Source organism: Paenibacillus sp. FSL H7-0943, assembly GCF_037963265.1.
GTDB classification, from domain to species: domain Bacteria; phylum Bacillota; class Bacilli; order Paenibacillales; family Paenibacillaceae; genus Paenibacillus_AQ; species Paenibacillus_AQ odorifer.
Window position 1 is genome coordinate 2321488 of sequence record NZ_CP150148.1, and the last position, 14107, is coordinate 2335594.

Annotated in this window: 16 protein-coding genes; 11 read left to right on the plus strand and 5 right to left on the minus strand. The window is 45.5% G+C overall.

What is annotated here, in order from left to right; all coding sequences use genetic code 11:
- Nucleotides 1-143: 143 nt before the first annotated feature.
- The gene (locus tag NSQ55_RS09945; protein WP_036679391.1) at nucleotides 144-728 is read right to left on the minus strand and encodes a helix-turn-helix transcriptional regulator; all 585 of its coding nucleotides are present in this window, start codon (nucleotides 726-728) and stop codon (nucleotides 144-146) included.
- Nucleotides 729-892: 164 nt separating this feature from the next.
- Here NSQ55_RS09945 and NSQ55_RS09950 point away from each other — a divergent pair, with 164 nt between their 5' ends.
- The 9 genes from NSQ55_RS09950 to NSQ55_RS09990 all read left to right on the plus strand — a co-directional run bounded on the left by NSQ55_RS09950 (nucleotide 893) and on the right by NSQ55_RS09990 (nucleotide 6779).
- On the plus strand, nucleotides 893-1180 hold the full coding sequence (locus tag NSQ55_RS09950; protein WP_036689213.1) for a Dabb family protein: 288 nt from the start codon (nucleotides 893-895) through the stop codon (nucleotides 1178-1180).
- Nucleotides 1181-1387: 207 nt separating this feature from the next.
- A complete protein-coding gene (locus tag NSQ55_RS09955; RefSeq protein WP_076125085.1) occupies nucleotides 1388-1828 on the plus strand; it encodes a HepT-like ribonuclease domain-containing protein in 441 nt (146 codons plus the stop codon).
- A 58-nt stretch (nucleotides 1829-1886) separates the two neighbouring features.
- Nucleotides 1887-2552, plus strand: coding sequence for a metalloregulator ArsR/SmtB family transcription factor (locus tag NSQ55_RS09960; protein WP_076184345.1), 666 nt, complete (start codon nucleotides 1887-1889; stop codon nucleotides 2550-2552).
- A gap of 101 nt (nucleotides 2553-2653) precedes the next feature.
- Nucleotides 2654-3133 carry a YtxH domain-containing protein gene (locus tag NSQ55_RS09965; protein ID WP_339172923.1) on the plus strand — a complete coding sequence of 160 codons (480 nt, stop codon included), beginning with the start codon at nucleotides 2654-2656 and terminating at the stop codon, nucleotides 3131-3133.
- A 255-nt stretch (nucleotides 3134-3388) separates the two neighbouring features.
- Nucleotides 3389-4195: a glutamate racemase gene (gene racE / locus NSQ55_RS09970; RefSeq protein ID WP_036689641.1), complete on the plus strand. Its 807-nt coding sequence runs from the start codon at nucleotides 3389-3391 to the stop codon at nucleotides 4193-4195.
- 305 nt (nucleotides 4196-4500) lie between these two features.
- The gene (locus tag NSQ55_RS09975; RefSeq protein WP_076305914.1) at nucleotides 4501-5709 is read left to right on the plus strand and encodes a M14 family metallopeptidase; all 1209 of its coding nucleotides are present in this window, start codon (nucleotides 4501-4503) and stop codon (nucleotides 5707-5709) included.
- Nucleotides 5710-5819: 110 nt separating this feature from the next.
- The gene (locus NSQ55_RS09980; protein ID WP_076125091.1) at nucleotides 5820-6074 is read left to right on the plus strand and encodes a hypothetical protein; all 255 of its coding nucleotides are present in this window, start codon (nucleotides 5820-5822) and stop codon (nucleotides 6072-6074) included.
- Between the two features lie 121 nt (nucleotides 6075-6195).
- On the plus strand, nucleotides 6196-6498 hold the full coding sequence (locus NSQ55_RS09985) for a heme biosynthesis protein HemY (RefSeq protein WP_036689223.1): 303 nt from the start codon (nucleotides 6196-6198) through the stop codon (nucleotides 6496-6498).
- 41 nt (nucleotides 6499-6539) lie between these two features.
- Nucleotides 6540-6779, plus strand: coding sequence for a DUF1450 domain-containing protein (locus NSQ55_RS09990; protein ID WP_036689224.1), 240 nt, complete (start codon nucleotides 6540-6542; stop codon nucleotides 6777-6779).
- 13 nt (nucleotides 6780-6792) lie between these two features.
- Here the strand turns inward: NSQ55_RS09990 and NSQ55_RS09995 are convergent, their stop codons facing one another.
- From NSQ55_RS09995 to NSQ55_RS10005, 3 genes are all read right to left on the minus strand, one after another.
- Nucleotides 6793-6957 (minus strand): hypothetical protein, encoded by a 165-nt coding sequence (locus tag NSQ55_RS09995; protein ID WP_175617317.1) that lies wholly within the window; start codon nucleotides 6955-6957, stop codon nucleotides 6793-6795.
- A 393-nt stretch (nucleotides 6958-7350) separates the two neighbouring features.
- Nucleotides 7351-9390, minus strand: coding sequence for an LTA synthase family protein (locus NSQ55_RS10000; RefSeq protein ID WP_339172929.1), 2040 nt, complete (start codon nucleotides 9388-9390; stop codon nucleotides 7351-7353).
- A gap of 205 nt (nucleotides 9391-9595) precedes the next feature.
- Nucleotides 9596-10735, minus strand: coding sequence for a class I SAM-dependent RNA methyltransferase (locus NSQ55_RS10005; protein WP_036689227.1), 1140 nt, complete (start codon nucleotides 10733-10735; stop codon nucleotides 9596-9598).
- Between the two features lie 202 nt (nucleotides 10736-10937).
- On the opposite strand from NSQ55_RS10005, the gene NSQ55_RS10010 reads away from it, so the two are divergent.
- Complete coding sequence (locus NSQ55_RS10010) at nucleotides 10938-11567, plus strand: O-methyltransferase (protein WP_076191324.1); 630 nt, start codon at nucleotides 10938-10940, stop codon at nucleotides 11565-11567.
- A gap of 4 nt (nucleotides 11568-11571) precedes the next feature.
- Here the strand turns inward: NSQ55_RS10010 and NSQ55_RS10015 are convergent, their stop codons facing one another.
- A complete protein-coding gene (locus NSQ55_RS10015) occupies nucleotides 11572-12792 on the minus strand; it encodes an MFS transporter (protein ID WP_038569803.1) in 1221 nt (406 codons plus the stop codon).
- Between the two features lie 232 nt (nucleotides 12793-13024).
- On the opposite strand from NSQ55_RS10015, the gene hemE reads away from it, so the two are divergent.
- Nucleotides 13025-14086, plus strand: a complete 1062-nt coding sequence (hemE, locus tag NSQ55_RS10020; protein WP_076125097.1) for a uroporphyrinogen decarboxylase — start codon at nucleotides 13025-13027, stop codon at nucleotides 14084-14086.
- Nucleotides 14087-14107: the final 21 nt, after the last annotated feature.

Sequence of the window (14107 nt, forward strand, 5' to 3'; positions counted from 1 at the left end):
TCCTGACCCGTTCTTTAGTACTAGACAATATATTTACACACAGTAGTATGACCTCTTTTTAAGAAAAAAAGGTATGGCAAATAACCCTTCTCATGATTTCTTGAAGAAGGGCTGTGTTAGACGTGTTTTGTGAGAGGATTGTATTAGAGCGTTCCGCAGTCTGCAAATAGAATATGGCGTGGAATCCGAAAGAAAGCTTCGGCTTTTTCCTGCAGAGCAGGGGTCGGCAGATGGCTGTTGTGGAGCCATTTTCGAAATGTTCCAGGATGGACGCCTATCCAGATACTTACATCCGTTACTGAGAAATCGTAAACCATACAAAGTCCGGTCAGGATAACATTGCTGCGCGGTGAACTGGTAATACTTCTTTTCATAAAACGTGAAGGTGTAGGCTGACATACAATGGGGCTTTGACGAATCAATGCTTCATTGAACAGAATGTGGGGTGGGTACCCCAATAGGCGGCAGGTCTTGTCAATGTTATTGTTGGAAGGGATACGACCTTCGTATACCCAAGCGCTTACACTGCGTGAGGATATACCAAGCTCTTCTGCGAGTCGTGACAGCTTGATATCCTTAGCCATCAATACAGCAAGCAGCACACGGTTTCTAATCTGGCTGCGCTTTGGACGGCGAAATCTTTTGACTCGAACGCCTTGTCCAAGGTATTTGCGATTGATCAGAGACCACGCCTGGATATTATGAGTTTCTTGTTGGTTATTAGGCATAATTCCTCCGATTTTTTAAAAATATACTACAACACTTTCTGGTATATCGGCAATGGTTAATGCTGCTATTTCTGACAACACCGTTTAAGTTTCTTTCAGAACAGCTACGCTTATGATATATTTTTAATATCTAATTACAATATTACATTAGGGAGCGATATAGAATGATCAAACATATTGTGTTTTTCAAATTAAAAGATCGGTCCGAAGAAAGCGTAGCGGCAACGGTAGCAGTACTGCGTAATATGGAAGGCAAGATCCCGCAGCTTCTCTCCATCGAGGTGGGTGCTGACATCATTCATTCCGATCGTTCCTTTGATATTGCTCTAGTCACAGAAGTGGCTTCTCTAGAGGATTTACAGGCGTATCAGGTTCATCCGGCGCATAAAGAAGTTATTGCTCACATTAATGAAGTCAAAGAGCTCTCGATTGCTGTAGATTACGAAATTTAAGCTGCTGCTTGAATATAGTATCATCATTTTATACCGGAAGCGGTGACAGGAATGCGTGAGCTTGAGTATCCAATGGAAGCGTTAACTTATTTAGTCGTTTTTCTCGGAGCATGTTTCGTAATGTTCTTCTGGCTGAAACGCCGTGGCAAACGCGGTAAGTAGAGATTAGGACGGTTCTCTAACAATTATAGACATGGGGGTATTGCTGTGTATTATGTCAACCGCAATCAAATCGAAACCATTCTTGCTCAAATCCCTGATATTACCGCTGGTCTTCGGACTGTAGCAGCTTCCTGGGATGGTACAACATTAACCGGACTAATACAGGAACGCTGCCTCCATCTGGCAATAGAGGTTGTAACAGACGTTGGTAGCTGTCTCATTGACGGGTTTATTATGCGTGATGCTGGAAGTTATGAGGATATAATTTCTATTATTCATGAAGAGAAAGTGCTAGGTCAAAGTGTGATTTATGAGAGATTGATAGAATTAGTTGCTCTGCGTAAGCCACTCGTTCAGGATTATTATGCTTGGGAGAGAGGTGATCTGCATCCACTTACCCCCATTCTTTCGGAAGTACTTGAGCAGTTTGCCGTTGAGGTACGGAAATATTTGGACCAGGAGCTTGGAGCCAGCGTACCGCTATAATAGCATAGGATAGAATTACATAGAATAGGCGATAGCCGTGAAAGAGAGGGGTTCCTTTATGATGAAGATGGGGCAGGAAAACGGATCGACAAGACAAATGATTATGACGCTCCTGAAGACGAAAGGAACACTGACCATCGGCGCGCTGGCAGAAGAATTGGGAATTACAGAGATGGGTGTCCGTCGTCATGTGCTTCAGCTGGAGCAAGAAGGGCTTGCAAAGACAAAAGTGGTCCGGCAAGCGATGGGGCGGCCTTTACATATGTACTCATTAACGGAGAGAGCCGAAGAATATTTCCCAAAAAGTTATCACAACTTGGCTTTGGAGCTTCTGCGTGAATTGGATTACGGCAGTGGACTGGATGCTGTTAATACATTATTTGAAGGACGCCGCCGCCGAATGCTCGCTCAGTATGCTCCGATGATGGAACGGCGGAATTTGGAAGAACGCGTCGCCGAATTATCTTCCATCCAAAATGCCGGTGGATATATGGCAGAATGGAACCGCGAAGAGGATGGCTCATATGTCATAAAGGAGTACAATTGCCCGATTCGCCAAGTGGCTACCCAGTATCGTAAGGCTTGCCAATGTGAGCATAGTCTTTTCGAAGAACTGCTGGATGCTAAGGTAACACGTAATGAATGTATGGCAGAGGGCGGACATTGCTGCCGCTACGCTATCGTACCCAAAAATGTTACAGACAAAACTTCTGAAAAGTTATAATAATTAGTCACAAGACAATCCCCTGCTGCTTATGATATAGCAGATATAGGCATTAGCCCGGTAGAGCGGGGAGCAATGAATTTATAAGGAGAGATGAAACGATGAAAAAGGACACCAAAGGCTTATTATGGGGCGCTTTAGTCGGCAGTGTGGTTGGATCGGTGACAGCATTGCTGTTCGCACCTAAACCAGGTAAAGAGCTGCGCAAGGATATTGCGGAAGGAACTGCCGCTGGTATTGAGAAGGTTCAAGAAATTGCCGTTCAAGCCGGAGACAAGAGCATTGAGATTTATGACAAAGCAAAAGATTCGATTGGGCATGTAGTGCATGAAGTTCGGGAATGGAGCAAATCATGTGCGAATGCTGTTGATGAAGAAGAAAAAATCACAGTAACTGTAAGCGGTATTGCTACAGAAGATGCTGTAGAAGCAGTTGACGCTGTAGAAGCTGCTGAAGAGGCTGCTGCCACTTTGGAAATGGAAACTGAGTTGGTTGAGGCCACTATAAGTGAAGATGTAAGCAAAGAAGTTAGCCTGGAAGAAGTCGTTCAAGATGACAAGGTTGATAAAGAAATTCTATAATGGGACCGTGGTTTAAATCCTCTGTTTCAGTGGTAAAAGAGTACTCATTCTCTTATAATAGAGCCGCTTTTTCGCATTGGGCGGAGGGTGGCTTTTTTAATTAGTTTGCACCCGCTTGTTAAATGATGGAAGAAGACTAGTCTTGAACTAAGAGGGCAAAAGGAGTAATATCTGCAATTGGGGCTGAAAGCCAGGTACATTTTGTTTTCACCTTACATAAGCTACACAAAACAAGTAGAAGGAAGCGGTGTGTTCGTGCAGCAAGCTATAGCAATATTAGACTCAGGTGTGGGAGGGTTAACAGTTGTCAAAGAAGTGATGAGGCAACTCCCGCGGGAGAAGATCATTTATTTCGGAGATACTGCCCGAGCTCCGTACGGACCCCGTTCGACCGAGGAAGTACAACTGTTTACTGAACAAATTGTAGATTATTTGATCCAGTTTAATCCTAAAATGATCGTTATCGCTTGTAATACCGCAACAGCTGCGGCACTCGATTATATCTCAGCCAAGGTCTCCATCCCTGTAATTGGGGTGATTCATCCCGGAGCCCGCGCAGCAATTAGCGCAACCAAAAGCGGACATGTCGGCGTGATCGGTACGGTAGGAACCATCAACAGCGGAGCTTATACTAACGCATTAAAGCAGTTGTCCCCTTTTGTTGAGGTTGTAAGTCAAGCCTGTCCAGCGCTTGTCCCACTTGTCGAGCAAGGCAAGTTCCGCTCAGAGAAAAGTTACGATATCGTAGAAGAGGCACTCGAAGGCATTAAAGACACTAACATCGATACTTTAATTTTAGGATGCACTCATTATCCATTTCTTGTAGAACCCATTGGTGAGACTATGGGATCAGGAGTCAAGCTGATCAGTTCTGCAGATGAGACCGCTCGTGAGATCAGCACAATTTTATATGACAAAGGCAAGCTGTCCATCGGCGATGAAAGTCCAATTCATCAGTTCTTCTGCAGCGGTGATGCTGAGATGTTTCAAAGCATCGCGCGAGACTGGCTTGGAGAACAAATTAGACGTACTCCAGTAGTGTGGCAAGTATCCACGTTATAAGCAGGAGCAATGTTGAATTGAATAGGGACAAACTCCATGGGAGTGTAAAAAGAAAAACAGACTGGGAAAGCACATTTCCCAGTCTGTTTTTTGAAATATAAGCATTTATACGCTGCGGATCTGTAATATCCTTATTTTCATGAGAAATGGTTGCCATCTATAAAGGGCGATGACGTTGTTTTTTCTTGTGATTCATTTCTCCTTCATGCAGGGTAGTGGCGCTTGCATACAATAGAGTTAAGTGCTGTATGCCGCTGTTTTTGTATTGCTGTATCAGCAATTTAAGGCCGAGAGGATGAGACCTAATGCGACAATATATTGCAAACAGGGGAGATACCGTAAGCCGAATTGCCGCTCTACATGGATTAACTCCTGAGCATGTTATTCAAGGTAATCCATGGGTTGGGAGGCAGTCTTATTTATACCCAGGCCAGGTTTTATTTCTGCCATCTTCGCCGCGTAAAAGGTATGCTGTGCAGGAAGGGGACACTCCAGAACGGATAACCTCATTATTTAATGTGAATTTAGAGGATTTGGAGAAGCTTAATCCTGGGGTGACCTCAGGGCGCTGCTGTACACCTGGAAAAATACTTGTCATTCCACCCCCGATTCCAGACCGCGTGGTGTTTCTGCGCGGGGAGTACGGTCCGGCTGATGTTGAGAGTGACATTGACGGCTTGCTTGTCCAATACCCGTTTATACAAGCAGCCACAATAGGCACGAGCGTACTCGGCAAGCCACTCCATGTACTCAAGATCGGGAACGGCCCTCGTCATCTGCATGTTAACGCCGCTTTGCATGCCAATGAATGGCTGACTTCACCATGCTTGATGTCCTTCATAGAGGAGTATGCAGCAGCTTATGCTGAAGGCTTGGAATGGAATGGACATAACCCTGAGGTTTGGTTCCAAAACTGGACATTATGGGTCGTGCCTATGGCTAATCCAGATGGTGTGGAGCTGGTTCAGGAAGGGGTTTTGCCTGACCATCCGTTTTATGATGACCTCATGAGATGGAATGGTGGACGAAGCAGCTTCCGGCATTGGAAAGCTAACATCCGCGGTGTGGATCTTGGGGATCAATTTCCCGCTCATTGGGAAGAGGAGCGGGAACGTCGGGGAGTAAGGCAGCCCTCACCGCGGGATTACAGCGGCCCTGAGCCGCTGAGTGAGCCTGAAGCAGCTGCTCTGGCAGCCCTGGCTGAGGAAGCGCCTGGCGAAGCTGCAGTGTCTCTGCATAGCCAAGGAGGAGAGATTTATTGGAACTACCGCGGGTATGAGCCTCCCGAGAGCCGCGAATTAGCCGCGCAGCTGGCAGTTGCGAGCAGTTACCGGGCAGTGGAGCTGACGGGAAGTGATGCCGGATATAAGGATTGGTTTATTCAGACCTTCCGCAAACCTGGATTTACTGTGGAGCTTGGGATTGGCAAAAATCCGCTGCCACTAGCAGATTTTGAAGATATGGCCCTGGAAACAGGACTTATATTAGCAACGCTCCTTTCCAATGTGAAATAATTATGAAACATTTGCAGTAAACTTGCGTAAAATAAACCATAGGGTATGGCCGCTGTCGTCACTACACGTTATCCGCGGCTGTATCCTTTTTACTTGGGAGGAGGGTCACCATGAAACTGAAAAAAATACTGTCACTAAAACAATGGTCCCATATCTTCAGTAGCTCCTGGCAATACATCCGCTCCCCTAAAGTAGCAATGGGGGACAAGCTGTTATTTACAATTCCAGTATTGCTCTATTGGGTCTTGCCGGACTTCATGCCATTTATTCCGATCGATGATATTGGAGTGACCATGCTGCTAATGGGCTGGTTCGTGTCACGAATGGGCCGGAAATATCCTACCCTTCAGCAGGGTGAAGGATAGCACCGCACATTTTCGACAAGAACTTCAGAGCTAATTAGCCAATATAGTTGCTTTTAGATGTCATTTACCTTTAAAATAAGTAATTGAGTATTTAATTTTCGGACTAGGAGATGGAATATAGATGAAGGTCAAAATTACCCGTAATGCGGCTAAAGTGATAAAGAAACAAATGGAGCTGGAAGGAAACAGTGAGTTGAAGCTGCGCGTAGCAATTACACATGCACACGGTGATCATGCTCACTACGGACTGGACTTGGACACGCCTAAAGAGAACGATGTTGTAGTATCGACAGATAAGGAAATCGATGTTATTCTTGATCCGAGCCAACCACTCCTTGATGGCGTGGTCGTTGATTATTTGTATCTTCCACAAGAAGGTTTTGTCATTACGAATCCCTCTAAAGGTAATCACGGCGATCACTAAACATTCGCCTGTAAATTTCGAACACAAAGAAGGGTTGCTCCATGGCTAACGAAATACAAGTGTGCGATGAATGTAATTTCATGAAGTTGAAAAGTATTATCCCTAAGCTGCAAAAAATGGCACCTGATGCCGAGATCAAGGTCGGCTGCAAGTCGTACTGCGGTCCATGTGGCAAACGGGCTTTTGTTTATGTGAATGGTCGTTATGTGAGTGCTCCAACGGAGGATGAAGTGTTGAAGAAAGCGGAAGCTTTTATCAAACAGCCCTCCGTTCAGAAATAATACTGAGTTCTTATCAACTAAGATAATAGGGTCGATCCCTCTTCATTCTCAGAATAAGTAAAAGTAAACAGAGCAGCGATTCTCCTGTTAATTTGGAGGATCGCTGCTCTGCGTTTTCTGGCCATTGACGGCTTACTTCAATCGTGCCCATCATCCCATCATTTCTCCGTCTCATCATCTCATCGTCCCACCATCTCACCGTCTCATCGAGCCCACCATCCTATCATTCAACCATCCCACAGGGGTTACGGACTCAGATGACGTTATTTGCCTGTTTTTAGCCTTTAAAGCAAGATTTCGGACCCCAGTGACGCTATTCCTTAAAAAGAGGCTCATATCGGCGTTTTCTAGGCTAATAGCTGCTCTGGAGTCCGTTAGCATTCCAAATCTCGGATAATGCTGCGTTTAGGGTCAGCTGTGTCCGTTAGTGAGATACTTTACGTATCTAAGTCGGAAAACCAAACGTGCTTCCAACAACGATCAAGTGGTAAATGTCCAACATAGAGAGGATATCGCAGCAGCCCTTTTCGATAGTTTTTTGGGCAGTCTCTTCGTTTACCCGGATGTAAGCTTAAGGTGCAGATTGTGTGTTCTTGAGCTTCTTGATTCCATCATATTTCATGATATCGTCGGAGATCTGTAGGCGGAGCTTGCTGGTCTCATACCCGATGCTGCACTCCCCTACGTCAACGGCTTCCCGGCTTTCGAGACTATAACAGGTTCCGCTGGCAAATTGCCCATTTTCGCTGGGGAGATAAGAAAGCTTTGCATCGGCATAGGCGCCGGATCGCAGCGTTACAAGACGCTCATGCCCGCTAAACAGATTATTGCCCATGAGATAATAAGGATCACGTGAGATCCCCAGCAAATGGAGCAAGGAAGGTGTAAGATCCAACTGACCAGCTGGAGCTGAATCTAGGACAGAGGCGTTAGAGCCTGGCAGATGAATGAGCAAGGGTACCTGATGCATTATTTGCTGCATATCGAGTGCGCTAAGGCTTTTGCCGAGAAATTGTTCGTAATAAGAGGTCTCCTGGATCGAATTATCATGATCTCCATAGAAAGCAACAATGGTATTATCCCACAGCCCACGCTGCTTCATCTCTTTGACCATTTCCCCTAAAGCTTCATCCGTATAGTGAACAGCCTGCAAATAATCTCCGAAGATCGTGCCCTTGAACTCTCCAGTATCAAGCCCTTGTTTATCTGCAGGGAGAGAATAAGGATGATGGCTGGATAGTGTAGTCAAAAATGAATAAAAAGGCTGCTGTATCGTTTCTGAAGTGTCCATAATATCGAGGGATTGCCGCAAAAAGGATTTGTCACCCAGAGACCAGCCTAGAGGTTCGTCTATTGTATAGTCTTTTTTGTTATAAAAATGGTCATAACCCATCGCGTTATACATAATCTGCCGATTCCAGAAGCTGCCTTCGTACGCATGAAAAGCATTGGTACTGTAGCCCTTTGATTTCAAAATAGCAGGCAGCGTGTCAAACTGATGATCCGGGTAACGGACAAATACCGAGCCGGAGACCAGCGGGTACAGGGAAGCGTTGGACGTGAAATCCGCATCGGAAGTTCGTCCTTGTGAGGTCTGATGGTAGTAATTGCTGAAATAGGTGTTTTCTTTGATTAGAGCGTTCAGATTAGGCGTGATCTCCTGGCCGGATATTGAGCGTCCAACTACAAAGTTCATAAAAGCTTCAGCTTGAATAACAACGATGTTGCTTCCGCTGTATTTTCCAAAGCTGTCATTATTGGCATTTTGCTCAGTGTTTTGTTCATTGAACCAGAGCTGCATTGAGGTGGCTTCTTCTTGCGAAAGCTCGGGCTGCGGACCTAGATGATCTTTAGCATATAAGTAAATATCATAACCGTGAAAACCGATTAGTCCGGTTACGTTATACATCGCCAGACTCCACCAGTTGCCAGTGAAAAGATCTTTAGCCCAGGTAGTAGCGTAGGTGTGGATAGGGCCAAAGGTCAGCGCGCAACCTAGCGCCAGAGCAACGATGCCATTCACGCTTCTTTTTAGCATCCTGCTCAGGCGTGAAGAGCGGCGGGAATAACCGTTTTGAGAATAAGAGTGAGATTGCCCATAACGGCGAGGGGCGGCATTAGACAAGTATGTATGGGTTTTCCGGTGGTAGAACCCTATTCCGATTCCATAGGCAATAAGCAGAAGCCAGTCAGCGAACAAATAAAGATCGGAAGGACGCAGTAGAGCGAAGATACTTCCACCAAGCGCATCCATCTGTCCAGCCTGAAACAATACGGGTACCGTGATAAAATCCTGAAAATAACGATAGTAGACGATATCCGAATAAATAAGCAGTGTCAGAAGCAAGTTTATACTTAACAACGCTATCGTCTGTCCCCGGCGGGGAAGCCACAGGGTCCAAAAAGACAATAACATGACTGAACCTACAGCAATCCAATTGTCCTGCCGGTTCATATCTATATTGGGAGCATGCAGCCCACTATGCAGAAATAATAACTTGGCCAGCATGATACCAAGAAAAAGGAGATAACCGATATATCGGGAGCGAATCACGGCAGCTATTGTACTTGTTACGGTTCTGTTGCTCCGAATTGATGGAAAGTCAGACATTATAAAACCTCCTAACACAGAAAATAATTAAAACCAGAATAAACAATGTTGTTGTCTTTTTCAGATGATAAACGTTTCTCATAGAAATATATGAGCGAAAAGTTATAGGCGCTAAACTAAAACAGTCTTATACTCGGAGAAAAACGGACACCCTCCTCATACGAGGTAGATGTCCGTTCTGCATTCAAAGCAATGGTGATCCTAATTATTTCGGATTTCTAGGTGGAAGTGGACCCAAGTATTGATAATATTGACACTCGATACGTCCGTTATACAGTTTGCGGCGTTTGTCTGCCTTACGACCGTAAAATTGTTCGAATTCCTTGTATGGGCTGATCGCAAAAAATGACCATGTTGGCAGATATATCATCATTTCACCAAACTGGCGGGTCAGCTTTTCCACTTCTTTGTCATTACTGATCCGTTCTCCATAGGGAGGGTTGGTAATGATACAACCATATTCTCCTTCAGGTCTTGCTTTGGCAGCAGCCATCACTTTGAAGGTGATTTCTCCGGACAGTCCAGCACTCTTGGCGGCAGCTTCAGCAATTTCAATCGCTTCTGGATCGATGTCCGTACCTGTTAATTGCAAAGGATAATCATCGCGCACAGCATCGAAAGCTTCTTCGCGAGCCTCTTCCCAAAGATGTTTGGGGATGACTGGCCAATGTTCAGATGGAAATGAGCGGCGTAGTCCTGGAGCAATATTCCAAGCGATCATGGCAGCTTCAATTAACAGTGTTCCCGAACCACAACATGGATCGAAAAGCGGCCGATGGCCATTCCAGCGGCTAAGCTGGATTAGTGCAGCAGCCATTGTTTCCTTCAGCGGAGCCTCTGTTGCATGTCTGCGGTAACCCCGTTTGTGAAGCGCGGGTCCTGTGGTATCTAATGTGATCAAAGCGATATCATTTAATAAAATCACCTCGATCACATATCGAGGACCGTTCTCCGGGAACCAGTCTGTATGATACGAAAGCTTCAGCTTCTCGACGATGGCTTTTTTGACAATCCCTTGGCAAGCGGGTACACTCGTTAGTTGTGATTTATGGGACCGTCCTTCAACCGGGAATTCTCCATTCTCTGGAATCCAATCTTCCCAAGGCAAGGCTTTAACCCCTTCGAATAACTCGTCAAAGGTTTTAGCAGGGAATTGGCCCATTTTAACCAATACGCGGTCAGATGTACGCAGCCACAAGTTACAGCGACAGATATCGATGTAATCACCGCTGAATAATACTCGTCCGTTCTCGACCTTGGTCTCATAACCCAGTTCGTTTAATTCGCGCGCTACCACAGCTTCTAAACCCATAGGGGCAGTAGCGATTAATTGTAATTTGCTCAAATACTCTCAACTCCGTTTAACTTGTAGATAAATACTAAAAGCCAGTACAATAAGAAGAGACGACATTGTCGTCCTTTAAAGCATCCATACAAGTATAGGGGAATGTGGGACACTTCACAATGCCCGGCATTCCATAAATCATAAAATGTTCCCCGTCATCCCTTACTATGAGCAAACGGGGGATCCTCAAAGGAGAATCTTTATGCTTACGCAAGAAGAATACAGTGAACAACTTTATACAGAGGACGAAATTCTGCTTCGAGTAAAAGAAGCAATCGTTCAAGCAGGCATGCCGCCGGTGTCTGTCGAGCCGGGGTACGGAAGACTGCTCACCATGCTAGTTAGACTGTCTCGCTCTAAGCGTATTTTGGAAATTGGCGCACTTGGCGGTTACAGCGGAATTTGCTTATCCCGCGGTTTCTCTGAAAGTGGCACACTGACTTCGCTAGAGCTGAGAGCCGACTATGCCGAGCTTGCCCGCCGTAATTTAGAGCTGGCAGGCTTCGGGGATACTACGGAGTATAGAATAGGACCCGCAATGGACAGCCTGAAGGCACTGGAAGCAGAGGGCGCTAGGTTCGATTTCTTTTTCATTGACGCAGATAAGTTGAACTACACTAACTACTTGGAATATGCCATCAAGCTGGCCAATCCAGGAGCGATCATTGCGGGTGATAATATTTTTCTCCGTGGACGGACCTTAAATACAGATAGAAATGGTCCTGCCATCCTGGCTGTGCGCCACTTCAATGAGATGATCGCTACGGATGAACGTCTTATCAGTACATGTCTGCCTGCCTATGATGGACTGGCACTAGCGATGGTCAAATAGCTGATTAGCGAAATAACCGCGGTGTTGTTACTTTGTACAGCTTCAATCGAACCCAAATCGTATTAACCAGCAGCAAGCAGCCGGATATAATGAAAAGCCCCTCAATTCCGATGTAACCTGATAGAAAGCCGCCCAAGATAGCTCCCAGCATATTGCCTAGCGCCAATGTACTGCTGTTGAAGCCGAATGCGCGGCTTTCTTTTCCGTCAGGGGTATAGGAGCGGATAAGCGCATTAACGCTGGGCAACAGTCCGCCCATGAAGACTCCCATTAGGAAACGGACTATAATCAGCTGCCAGACGCTAGTTACGAATGCCTGCGGAATTAGGAAGAGTGAAGCGCCAATTAACGCATAGGTCAGAATACGATGTGCGCCGACTTTGTCACTTAGCTTCCCAAGCAAGGGCGAAGCCAGCATATTGGAGATCCCTGTAACCGCACTGACCATCCCGGCCAAGAAGGCTATATTCTCAGCGGGTCCATTTAATTTTTCTACATAAAGTGGCAACAAGGCCATAGGACTAATCATTGCAAATTGCAGCAGAAAGGTTACACCGAATAGAGCTGGAAGCTGAGGGATTTTGATTAATTCCTTCAAGCCTGCGAGTACAGAAACCTGTGGCTCTTGTGCGGCTTCAGCGCGGTCGAATTTTTCTTTAACAAGAAATAATGCCAGCAGAGAGGCGATAAAGAGCAAGGCTCCAACGACATAAAAAATCGGCCGAAATCCGATTAAATCGGCAAGTAAGCCACCAATCAGTGGCCCTAGAATTGTCCCTGCAACAGATCCTGATTGCATCAATCCCATGGAGAAGCCCATACGTTCTTTGGGGGTAGTACCTGACACCAGTGCGATGGAGGCGGGATTGAAGCCAGAGATTGTACCGTTTAAGAGACGGAGCAGGAGCAGCTGTAAAGGGGATTGTGCGAAGCCCATTAATACCATGACAATAGCCATCCCAAAGCTGGAACGCAGCAACATGATTTTGCGTCCATATTTGTCTGCAAGCTTGCCCCATAATGGCTGGAATATGAAAGAGGTTAAGAAGTTTGCGGCAAAAATAAGTCCCGCCCAGATTCCAATTTCATGTTCACCCTGGACACCAAGATCCTTCGCAAGGTACAAGGTCAGGAAGGGTGTAATCATTGTCATTCCAGCATTCACCAAAAATTGCCCGAACCAAAGCACTAAGAGGTTGACCTTCCAGGTCTCCCATTTCTTCATAGTGCTTTCACATCCTTTCAAAGAATTTCAGAGAATATATGATTCACGGAAAAAATGCCATTTTATCAGTATATCATTTTTTGCAGCTTCATGTGTGCAACACATGTCATAGTAATGTCATAGGATTGTCATTCCAAACCCTTCGTATTAGTTGTTACAAGCTTTTAAAAAGGGCATAATAGTAGATATGCCGATTAAAAAAAATCTAATAAAATATAATGGAGATCTTATCATGACCTACAATGACACTTTTATCCGCGCCTGCAGAAAGCAGGACACGGAGCACGTTCCCGTATGGTACATGCGGCAGGCCGGCCGTTATGATCCCGAGTACCGTAAAATTAAGGAAAAGTATTCGTTGCTTGAAATCTGCAAGCAGCCTGAGCTGGCGGCAGAAGTAACCATGATGCCCGTTCGCAAGCTGGGTGTGGATGCGGCCATTTTGTATTCCGACATTATGAATCCAGTTGCTTCAATCGGAGTGAAATTCGATATCGTTAAGGATATCGGTCCAGTGATTGAGAATCCGATCCGTAGTGCAGCTGATGTGGAGAGACTAAAACCCATTGATGTGGAGGGTGATCTGAGCCACATTTTGGAAACGATTGCTATTCTGGATAAGGAACTGGACGTTCCTTTGATCACTTTTGCAGGCGCGCCGTTTACAATTGCCAGCTATTTGATCGAAGGTAGACCTTCCAAAGGATATATCCGTACGAAAGAGCTAATGTACAGTGAACCCCGTGTCTGGGAAATGCTGATGGACAAGCTAGGCGATATGATTATCACTTACCTCCGAAGTCATGTGCGGAGTGGAGGCAAAGCCTTCCAATTGTTCGACAGTTGGGTTGGTGCGCTTGCTCCACGCGATTTTGAAACGTACGTGCTGCCGACGGTTTCTCGTATTTTTTCCGAATTATCTGATCTTGATGTACCTAAAATATACTTTCCTGGCGTAAGCTCTGGAGAATTGCTGCCAAGCCTTACGAAGCTTCAAGCAGACGTAATCGGGCTGGATTGGCGAGTTAGCTTGACTGAAGGCCGACGCAGAATAGGCAATAAATTTGCGATTCAAGGAAATCTTGATCCATATTTGCTTACAGCTCCGATGGACCTCTTGAAAGAACGCGCGAAAGCACTGATCGATGAAGGGGTGCTTGAGCCAGGTTATATCTTCAATCTGGGCCATGGATTATTCCCGGAGGCCTCATTAGACAAACTTAGAGAATTGACGGAGTATATTCACGCTTATTCTCAGGAAGTATTACAAGAAACGGCTAAGCAACGTTCGTAAAAATATAAGAATTTATTTGTT

Coding starts and splice junctions, on each gene's coding strand:
- NSQ55_RS09945 (WP_036679391.1), bottom strand. CDS start 728: ATGCCTAATAACCAACAAGAAACTCATAATATCCAGGCGTGGTCTCTG.
- NSQ55_RS09950 (WP_036689213.1), top strand. CDS start 893: ATGATCAAACATATTGTGTTTTTCAAATTAAAAGATCGGTCCGAAGAA.
- NSQ55_RS09960 (WP_076184345.1), top strand. CDS start 1,887: ATGATGAAGATGGGGCAGGAAAACGGATCGACAAGACAAATGATTATG.
- NSQ55_RS09965 (WP_339172923.1), top strand. CDS start 2,654: ATGAAAAAGGACACCAAAGGCTTATTATGGGGCGCTTTAGTCGGCAGT.
- NSQ55_RS09975 (WP_076305914.1), top strand. CDS start 4,501: ATGCGACAATATATTGCAAACAGGGGAGATACCGTAAGCCGAATTGCC.
- NSQ55_RS09980 (WP_076125091.1), top strand. CDS start 5,820: ATGAAACTGAAAAAAATACTGTCACTAAAACAATGGTCCCATATCTTC.
- NSQ55_RS09985 (WP_036689223.1), top strand. CDS start 6,196: ATGAAGGTCAAAATTACCCGTAATGCGGCTAAAGTGATAAAGAAACAA.
- NSQ55_RS09990 (WP_036689224.1), top strand. CDS start 6,540: ATGGCTAACGAAATACAAGTGTGCGATGAATGTAATTTCATGAAGTTG.
- NSQ55_RS09995 (WP_175617317.1), bottom strand. CDS start 6,957: ATGATGAGACGGAGAAATGATGGGATGATGGGCACGATTGAAGTAAGC.
- NSQ55_RS10000 (WP_339172929.1), bottom strand. CDS start 9,390: ATGTCTGACTTTCCATCAATTCGGAGCAACAGAACCGTAACAAGTACA.
- NSQ55_RS10010 (WP_076191324.1), top strand. CDS start 10,938: ATGCTTACGCAAGAAGAATACAGTGAACAACTTTATACAGAGGACGAA.
- NSQ55_RS10015 (WP_038569803.1), bottom strand. CDS start 12,792: ATGAAGAAATGGGAGACCTGGAAGGTCAACCTCTTAGTGCTTTGGTTC.
- hemE (WP_076125097.1), top strand. CDS start 13,025: ATGACCTACAATGACACTTTTATCCGCGCCTGCAGAAAGCAGGACACG.